This window comes from Mesorhizobium sp. M5C.F.Ca.IN.020.29.1.1, from assembly GCF_003997375.1.
Classification (GTDB): domain Bacteria; phylum Pseudomonadota; class Alphaproteobacteria; order Rhizobiales; family Rhizobiaceae; genus Mesorhizobium; species Mesorhizobium wenxiniae.
On sequence record NZ_RZSW01000236.1, the window covers coordinates 1 to 9,040 of the forward strand.

General features: G+C 57.8%; 6 protein-coding genes. 1 reads left to right on the top strand and 5 read right to left on the bottom strand.

The genetic code is table 11. The features are described from left to right. From sctV to EOA85_RS37570, 4 genes are all read right to left on the bottom strand, one after another. Positions 1-1,982 (bottom strand): type III secretion system export apparatus subunit SctV (sctV, locus tag EOA85_RS19125; RefSeq protein WP_127210776.1); only part of this gene is annotated, 1,982 nt, incomplete at its 3' end. A gap of 232 nt (positions 1,983-2,214) precedes the next feature. After that, positions 2,215-3,105 carry a hypothetical protein gene (locus EOA85_RS19130; protein WP_127210777.1) on the bottom strand — a complete coding sequence of 297 codons (891 nt, stop codon included), beginning with the start codon at positions 3,103-3,105 and terminating at the stop codon, positions 2,215-2,217. Between the two features lie 116 nt (positions 3,106-3,221). Next, positions 3,222-3,464, bottom strand: a complete 243-nt coding sequence (locus EOA85_RS39110) for a nodulation protein NopA (RefSeq protein WP_224570034.1) — start codon at positions 3,462-3,464, stop codon at positions 3,222-3,224. Positions 3,465-3,536: 72 nt separating this feature from the next. Then, positions 3,537-3,866: a hypothetical protein gene (locus tag EOA85_RS37570; RefSeq protein WP_091595908.1), complete on the bottom strand. Its 330-nt coding sequence runs from the start codon at positions 3,864-3,866 to the stop codon at positions 3,537-3,539. Between the two features lie 1,340 nt (positions 3,867-5,206). Between EOA85_RS37570 and EOA85_RS19145 the strand changes: the two genes are divergently transcribed. After that, positions 5,207-7,321, top strand: coding sequence for a hypothetical protein (locus EOA85_RS19145; RefSeq protein ID WP_245485870.1), 2,115 nt, complete (start codon positions 5,207-5,209; stop codon positions 7,319-7,321). A gap of 546 nt (positions 7,322-7,867) precedes the next feature. On the opposite strand, the gene EOA85_RS19150 is transcribed toward EOA85_RS19145, so the two are convergent. Then, on the bottom strand, positions 7,868-8,452 hold the full coding sequence (locus tag EOA85_RS19150; protein ID WP_278050856.1) for an effector protein NopP: 585 nt from the start codon (positions 8,450-8,452) through the stop codon (positions 7,868-7,870). Between the last annotated feature and the right edge of the window lie 588 nt (positions 8,453-9,040).

Here is a 9,040-nt window from a genome sequence, read left to right on the forward strand (position 1 = left end):
TGATAAGACAGCACGGCGAGATCGATCCCGTTTCGCGTCAGAAAGCCGCGGACGAAACGTCGGACATCCATTGACGTCAACAGAATAGGGCGGGTTTGACCCGGTTCTGTGTTCGAAAGGACCTGACGTATCTGTGATAGCATCGCTTCGCTTTGCCGATCCTCCAGTGCGAGATAGGGGCCTGCATCCGAATCTCGAACCGCGCCACGCATCACATCCTCGCTCTCGCGTTCGACGACCAGGGCGGACACGATGCCCTCGGTGTTGGCATAGCGGTGGCAGATCTGTCGCTTCAAACCAGAACGGACATATTCCGTCAGCAGGGCAACGTTTTGCTCACGCTCGCTCCATTCGGCCAATGCCTCCAACACGAGACGGGTGTGGCGGATTGGGATACCTTCCTCCAGGAGGCGGCGCAGAACATCGGCAATCCGAGGAATCGGCGTCGTGCGCAGCACCTCTTTCACAAGATCAGAATATTCCTGCTCCATTCGGCCCAGGAAATGTCGGGTCTCTTGGATGCCCACCAATCGCGGTGCGTAGCGGGTCAACGTTGCATGGACGCGCAAGGCGAGGAGTTCGCCGGGAGCCCAATGCTCCGTGCCGGCGCCCGTAAGGGCCTGTGCAGGGGTATGTTCGACCGGGAGTCTGTCCGTTTTCGGCTCACGCCTAAGGGGGATACCGCTCGAGTCGACGTGCGCTACATCGGCTCGGAGCGTCATCTGGCTTGGATCTATCGCGTCCTGTTCGACTGGCACGCCCTCGACATCTATCCGGAATTGCGATGTAGGCAGCTGCTCGTCAACCAAGACAGGGATGCGGGGAACGATAATGCCCAGATCGGCTGTGACCAGGAGCGAAACGCGCCCAATATGTTTTTGCAATTCGGCTTGATCGATCGCCTGCATAAGATTTGGCGCTAAAAAAAATGCGATCGGGAATTCCTTCGCAGGCGCGGCTTGCTTAGGCTCCGCTGCAGTTCCATCTTTCGCATCGGCAGTGCCGGCGCCCAGCACATCAGCCTTGACAATGCTTACCGCAGCGAACACTGCGGCCAGCATCAGAAAGACGGGGAGGGGAAACCCAGGAACGAACCCCATCACGACCAGGACGCCGGCCGCCAGCCGCAAGGCTCGAGTACTGGCCGTGAGCTGACTGACCATTTCGGTACCGAGGTTGATCCTCGCCGTCCCAGTCACACGGGTGACGATGGTCGCCGCAGTAATGGAGAGCAGAAGGGCCGGAATCTGCGATATCAATGCATCGCCTATCGTCAGCAGAGTATAGTGATGCAGCACCTCGCCGAAGGACATGCCCTTGGAGAGCAGACCGATCGAAATTCCACCCAGCATGTTGATGCAGATAACCACCAGCCCGGCGATGGAATCGCCCTTCACAAATTTCATCGCGCCGTCCATCGCGCCATATAGTTGGCTTTCCTTCTCCAATTCGGCGCGCCGCCGGCGGGATTCGTTGGCATCGATGTGGCCGTTGCGTAGCTCTGCGTCGACCGCCATTTGCTTGCCCGGCAGAGCATCCAGCGTGAAACGCGCCGCCACTTCTGCCACCCGTTCGGCACCCTTCGCGAGGACCATGAATTGCACCATGGTGACGACCAGAAATATGACGAAACCCACCACGATATTGCCTGAGATGACGAAATCGCCAAAGGTATGAATAATGCTGCCGGCCTCCCCCTCGGCCAGGATCAGTCGCGTCGTTGCGACCGTCAGCGCGAGACGGAATACAGTGGAAATCAAAATAACGCCGGGCAAAGAGGAAAAATCAAGTGGAGTACTGACATACAGGGCAACCATCATCAGCAGTATGGCCAACCCCATATTGAATCCTATCAGTGCGTCGACCACCACGACCGGGATAGGCATGACCATCATCGCGACAGCCAGAAGCAGCATCAACGCAACCATTAAATCCGGGCTGGCCGGCGCACGCTTGATGAAGTCACGCAGGACGTTGGCCATCGAGACACCTTTGCAATCGGTTGAGACTTACTCTGCTGTTACGCCCTGAAACGTAGCTTTCGAACTCCGAAGGCGCCTCGGCCTTGGCCAGCGCGTGACCCTGCATGAGAGCCACAGACAGGCGCGAAATGGCTGGGCAGCAAATGTTTCCAACGCAGCCAGCTTGTCAGCACCGAGCGCGACAGGATGTTTGGCTGGCCATAGAGTGCTGCTTGATGGGGCCTGCGAGCTTTCAATATGGGAGAGCAGCAATGCGGCCATTCCTGCTCAGCAGCACACGGCTGTCCTCAATACGATCGACTACCCATCCATCAGCTAAAATGGCCCCGACAAAATACTTCTCGCTGTCGATGACAAGATACGGTTGGGCCCCATGCCACACAGCTTCGACCGCGATTGCGGATGGCGCCTTCTCCTCTTTGATGAGCACTCCGTTCACCAGTGTTAGAGTACCCTTGGTGCGACGATCGAACGATTGCTGAAGCTTCTGCCAGCTGATGACCGATTCAGACGTGACGGTGCCCTCGGCGGTCACAACACCCTTTGCCGACCCAATCTTGACGTCGAGAAGACCCGCTCGATCGACTTCCTCCTGCAGCTCTTTGGCCGCTGCCTCCGTAAGTTCATTGTCAGCGCGGTGACTGATCGTTCTGGACGCGACTTCAGCCCGAAGTGAATTGGGGCTCGATCCACTTGCATTGCCAAGATAGGAGATCGTGCCTGAAAGCGCGCCGATCCCGAGTGAGCTGATTATGACCATGGCGAGCACACCGATCGGGAGGCGTGGTATGCCGGTCGAACCAGGCGGCTCTGCATCCTGCACGGACCAAGCAATGGACATCTCGCCTACGAGCAGGACGGCAGGAAGGGGCACAACAACGGACTGGCCTGCGGCGATATTCCGGTTGCCCTCGATACTGAGTCCGGGTGCAAGCGCCTCGAGTTCGATCGACTTGCCAAGAAGAGTTACACGAAGATGATGCGGTGCCAGTCCTTGCTCGACAAAGACCAAATCGGCATCGAAGCCGCTGCCGATTAAACACGTTTGAAGATCCGTCTTGCCGGTCAGTCCGCAATAGAGCCCCGAAAGCACTTCGAAACGGAGGGAAACGGCGTCATCCACAGAGCATCTCTCAAACAGGATAGAAGCCGCACGGCAATTGCCATGCGGCTCATTTCGGGACTACGTCGCGTCAATAAGGAGACGCGCTAGGGGCAGTCTAAAAGCCGCTTCCGACATTACGAAACGCGTTCGTCGGCGGCCTTCTTGATGGTCTGGAGATTGGTCGTTAGAGTGCGCAACTGGACACTCCTTTTCGTCGCCTCCAAGCTAACATTGGTTAGTTCCTGCACTTGCGCCTGAAAAGCAGTAGCATCAGCTCCGCTTGTATTGCCGGGAGTGCCACTGTTAGTTTTATCGGTATTGCCGGCGCTACTGGTATTGGTATTGCCTGATTTTTTATTATTATCAACTGCAGCCATGATCATTCCTTTTTCTGTTGGAGTTGTGCCGTCAATAACGGCCTGTATGACCTCACGCCGGATTTTCCCGCGTCAGGCATCTTCTGTGTCATCCAAAGCTTCATCGGCCTCAGCCATCGCATCGTTCGCGAATTGGAACGCGAACGATCGCAGGATACTTTGGAAGGCTTCACTTTGTGCTGCAGACTGTGAGTTGTCTTGAAGTTGATCATTTGAAACGGTCCGGTTATCCGCCCGATCGTTCCCGCCAGCTGGCTTGCCATCATTCCCACCAGCTGGCTTGCCATCATTGCCACCAGCCGGCTTGCCATCACCAGAATGCTCGGATTTCGAATCCCCATGGCCCTTTCGGATCAAGGAAGTCCCGAGGTTGCCAACTCCACTCCCAATTGCTGCTATCATCAGGTACTCCGGCATTTGCCATTGGCGGCGACGTGTTAAAGGTTAACCTCGATCAAGCTAAGGGCGGGAGCTTTCGAGAACCTGACGGCTTTTGACAAAAACCGGCCAGCGCAAAAACGTATGCTCTGCAGGATGTTGCTCTCGCATCGAACAGTCGACCACGATCTCGGCTGTTCGGCCAATCCCGCCGTCCACGCATGCCGCGACCGAATGGCAGCCGCAGCAGCTCGTTTGCATCCTCGATGCTGTGGTGTCGAACAGGAGACACGGTCCACGTGCTGCATGACCGCAATGACCGTATTCTTGCTGGCTCCACGGGCGCACGCAACGAGCAGGAACTCGGTCTTTGCATCACCATTCTCTCGCCTGCACATCACGGCCCGGCGCGGTGAGCTCATTGGCTTCGAGAAGGTCGGCGACCGTACGAACATGGGATGGTCTGCCGGCTTTGGGAGGCCGGTGCGGATCCTCTTCTCACCATATCGAAAGCTTGAAGCGGTCGGATTTTCTTGCCCTGTTCGTGAGAACTCCCATCGTCAGCTAATCGTCAGCCAAGCGGTCTATCTAGGCCGGCCGTGCCTGACCTTCGGATCCAAAGGTCCCGTCTCGACACTTTTTGTAACTATAGATCGAAATGGTTTCCCGCGCGATACGCAACGCACACGCTTCTCTGAAGCAAATGTGTGACTTTGTCGGTGGCGAACGAGAGGAGTGACGCATCAATAAAATCGTCAGGCACGTGTCTAGGAAGGGGAGCTAGCCGAGTTGGTCTGATTTCATTCGCTGTTCCTGGTTGAAGCGCTGATAATCTCAGGACATCGATGGCAACGTTGCGAAAGTCCTGTGAGCTCGGGCCAATCTTGGCCTGCTACTGAGAAGCACTTTGGCGGGAACATTACGCCGTCGCGGGTCTGGCTGACCGTGACGTTAACCGAAAGATGCCGCTGGTCTCGTCAGCCGCCAGCACAATAGCAGCACATTCTCGCCTACTACGGAGACGCAATATGAAGGGCATTGGCCGACCACGGAAATCGCAGGCTGAAACTGGAGCCAGCCGCGCGGGGCGGGCGAGCAGTTCCCTTTCGCAATCAAGTCTTGCTGCGGGAGAAGGTGGACAGTCATTCGATTCCGTTGTGGAGCAGATGCGCTCTGGGGACGCCGATAGGAGGCCCTCCTCCCTTCCAGTTGCGCGCGGTCCAGGCGATGCCCGCGAAAGTCTGCCAGGCGCCTCGATTGGCGAAGATCAAATCCTGAACGCACCGCCACGTGGAGCCGCTGCGCCACCACGCGGAACCGTAGCGCCACGTGGCGCAGCCGCAAGGCGGCGCGGTTCTCCCTCCATGTCTGAGGGCGAAGCCATGGCGCCGGTCGGTAGCCAACTATCAACCGCGCAGGTGGAAGGCACCAGCTCATCGTCAAATGAAGATATCAGTCCGACACAGCTCAGAATGAACAGTCTTGTTCAACAACTGACTGATTGCGAGGCTGCGGCCAGGAAAACCGACGTCCCCGAGGAGGCGGTGGAGCTGATCAGTCGGGTCGTCGATGCAGCCTCAGCAATTCTGGAGTACCGCGCTAGCCTGCCTGCGGCTGAGGCGCAGACAATTATGCCAGACGACAAGGTGCGTAGATGTTGCCAGATCGTGTGCGACGCCGCGAATGAAGTAGACAAACTTGGCCTGTCGACGATCACGAAATTGGACAAAAAGACCAAGAAAGCGGCAGGTATGGTCGATAAACTCTACTCCTACTCCCAGGCGGACCGGCAGGAGCTGTTGATTTTAAATGTGGAGAACCACCATACGGCGGCAATTAAGTGGTGGGAAAAAAAGGCATGGCGCTCCGAACGGCAGCGATCCGCCTGCGCTGCCACCGCTAGCCTATCCAGTGGAACGCCCGTGATGCGGGAAGCCGAGCGGTGCGCACTGCGGCTGCGTGCCGGCTCGGTACTGAGTGTCAGGATCTGGCTGGTCCGTGAGCGGATCGGTCTTGCGCGGGCCAAGATTGAACTGCGGGCGAGCAGGTTCGAGCCAGATTTGAAGGAACTCCTCGTCGGTCGAAATGGAGTGGTGGAGCTGATGGCAAGCGCCGTTCAAGAAGCTCTTCGCGCCCTCTCTTTGGCGAAGGGCATAATGGATGATGGCAAAGCACTCAACGCTCATGATTGCGCGGTTGTAGAAAAAATCATGGAGCGGCTTTCGGATTTTGGATTGGCGTTGCACGAGGTGCATACCAAGCTAAGCCATACCTACCCAGATGCCGGCCTCCCATTGAAACTGTTCGAACGGATCGTGGACGATGCATGGATCACTGCGCACGATGCCATGCACTTGTTGAACCTGCAGTCTCCGCCGTCAGCCATCATGGCGCCACAGGCCCAGGCGGGCGCTGCGATGCCGGCCAGGGCAGGCGCTGCGATACCGGCTGACACTGCTGGTACGGCTGCAGTGTCAGAAGGCACTACAGCGCGAAGGAAAGGGAAGTCAAAGCATAAGTCGGCAGCTCGCGCCGGGACTTCTGCCGCCGGGCAGCCATCAACACCAGTCGCTGCGAACGCCGGCACAGTGCCAGCAGCCAAGGTTCTCGCGCGCTCGGATCAAGTTGCGAGTACACAGGTGAGAGCGCAAGAGGTGGCTGCGAGTTCGTCGGGGGCAGGCTCGACAATCGGGGGCGCCGCGTTGTCAATGGAGGTATTGACGGAGCGGCTCAAACGATTGGACGAACTTTTGCAGTTCGATCTGGCCGGTCAGCAAAGCGTCGTCTCCCAAGTGCGCCAGATGAAGCCTGAGGAGGCCGGTAAGGTCGTGGACGATGTGGCCCAGTACCTGCGAGCCCAGGCCATTGAGATGCAAACCTGTCTCGCCGGGTTGCAGGGGCGTAATGTACGCCTGCTACTCACCTCCACCCAGCTACCCAAAGTGCACGAACGCACAGACCAGCTCAAAGGGTTGCTGAACATGGTGCTGGGACAGGCCAACGCATTGAATGAAGGAAAAGCCGGTATTACGACTGATTGCATGAAGACCTACGCATTTCCGGCGCAAAAATACCTGGAACATTTGTGCAATGCCGACGAATTGATGCCGCCGGAGGCACCGGTCGCGCTGCGTGGCGAGCCAGGAAAGCTGTTTGAGATGAAGCTGCAGCCCAAGATGCTGGTCAATGGTGCGATGCCGAGCCCGATGTGGGTGCACATCCACACGAGTCGCCCCGTCATGGCCAGAAACTTGGAAGGGCTGGCTGATTCCGAATTCACCGCTTGCCACGTTAAATCCAACGAACAGCGCGGCTACAATCGAGAGCGAGAGGAAGCCGATGCTAGGTCCGGTCGCGAGAAGGTCATAATTCATCGCGGCAAACTCACCCCCGCTTTCTGTAAGTCCTTGTTGACCTCGGGGCTTGGCCGCCAACCACGCCATTCGCGTGCCGAGCTCCCGTCGGCGCAGGCTGCATGACAGGGCACGTACTTTGGGGTCTAGGGCAGAATGCGGCCGGCCACGCTGTGAGTCAGCGAGCATTTCTCCTGGCCAAACCGCGAATGCCGCTGCGCGAGTTGCGGTCCGGCGATTGGAGTCGATCGGCTACCGTCAGGGCCGATTTGCGATGTCGCGTTACCTGCTGTTGACGTGGCGGCGTATCTTGCCTCCCATCCAACTTATCGCCGAGATCGCGCCGCCAAGATCGAGGCGGAAGGTCTTCCTGCGAGCGCGGAGCAGGCATAGCCGATCCGATCGGGATCGGCGCATCGCAACGACCCAACGGTGTGGTGGAGAAAATTGGATTCGGGAGAGCTCGTATCCAAGAGGCGGAGTTCCGGCCCGAATACAATCCGCTCGCCCGCTGCACCCACGATGCGCATCCGCAGTTTATTGTCTGGGAGATGGGCTGGATTGCTCGGCGGCGCTGGCGCTAAGGCGGGGCTGATCGCCGGACAATCAGCATTCACTGCCAACAGCCTTGCAACCGTCACCAGTTGCAAGGCTCGGCGGCGGGTCGACAAATCACATGAAATCGTCGTCGGACCCGCTATCGCTGCTGTCGCTGTCCTCGGTTTTGTGGAGATAGAGTGGAGGTTTGCCTGCACGCTGCCACTCACCGGCACTGTTCTTCGTCCATTTGTCGGGATGCTGCGTAGGGTCAAGCACCAGGTCGCCATGATCCACTTCAACAAACCCCATCGTCTGCGCGCGCGCTTGTGCTTCCGGATTAGCCGCACGCCAATTCAGCAACGGTCGGTCGCCGTCTATCCGAAGTTGATGCTCCAGCAGAATATCGCCCGCATTTTCGACGAGCGGATGGGCGACTTGAAGATCCACTATGGAAGTGACCTCAGTTCGACCAGGAAATTGTTCCCGCCAACTTTCCGATTCGAACTCGTTCATGCTGAATCCGCCTTCCATTCTCAGCAGTCCGGCACTCCGGTCTCCCAATTGGTAACTGAAATATCGCGCGTGCTCCGTATCTCGACGGATGCCATATTGCTGAGCAACGTCCGCGGTGCGCCTGGCTCGTGACGATACGAACTCCGAATACTCTTGAGGATTGTCGGCGATGTGCGTGATTTCATCACCATGAAATTGCCTCACCTGTCTCCTGAAGGAAGTCCTATTGATCTCCACCACAGGAGGTCGGGAATTGAGGGAGTATGCTTGGGGAGCCGCCGATGATGAGGCGCCGCTACCTTCCGATCCGGATAAGTACATTCGGGCAAATGTGTCCGCGAACCCTTCGCTTCCTGCATCCGATTGCTCGCCGGCATTATGCGCGCGGTAACTATCGGATGAGCCACCAATTCGACCATACATGACGATTCGTACTCCTATGTTTCGCAACCGAGCTCAAGTTAGCACGGCTGTTCAACATAGGGCGCTTAGTTGACGACTAGCTGACGAGGGCATTCCAACGGCTGCACCAATCAAATCCGCACTGCCGGCCTCAAAACCTCGGACTGCGCCACGCACCGGCCAGCAGAGGCTGCAAGGTCATGCCCCGGAGGACTTGCCGTAGTTGCTGGGTGGCAGATCCGAGGGGAGTGATTGCCCCAGGCCCGCGGTTGCGCGGTTGGCCTGACAGAGACACTGGGGCACGGATGGCCAGCCGACATTTGCCACTAGCATGGAGCCAGGTCAGTTTTGAACTGGGCAGTCGTGGACTTCCAATGACTAGGCCAAGCC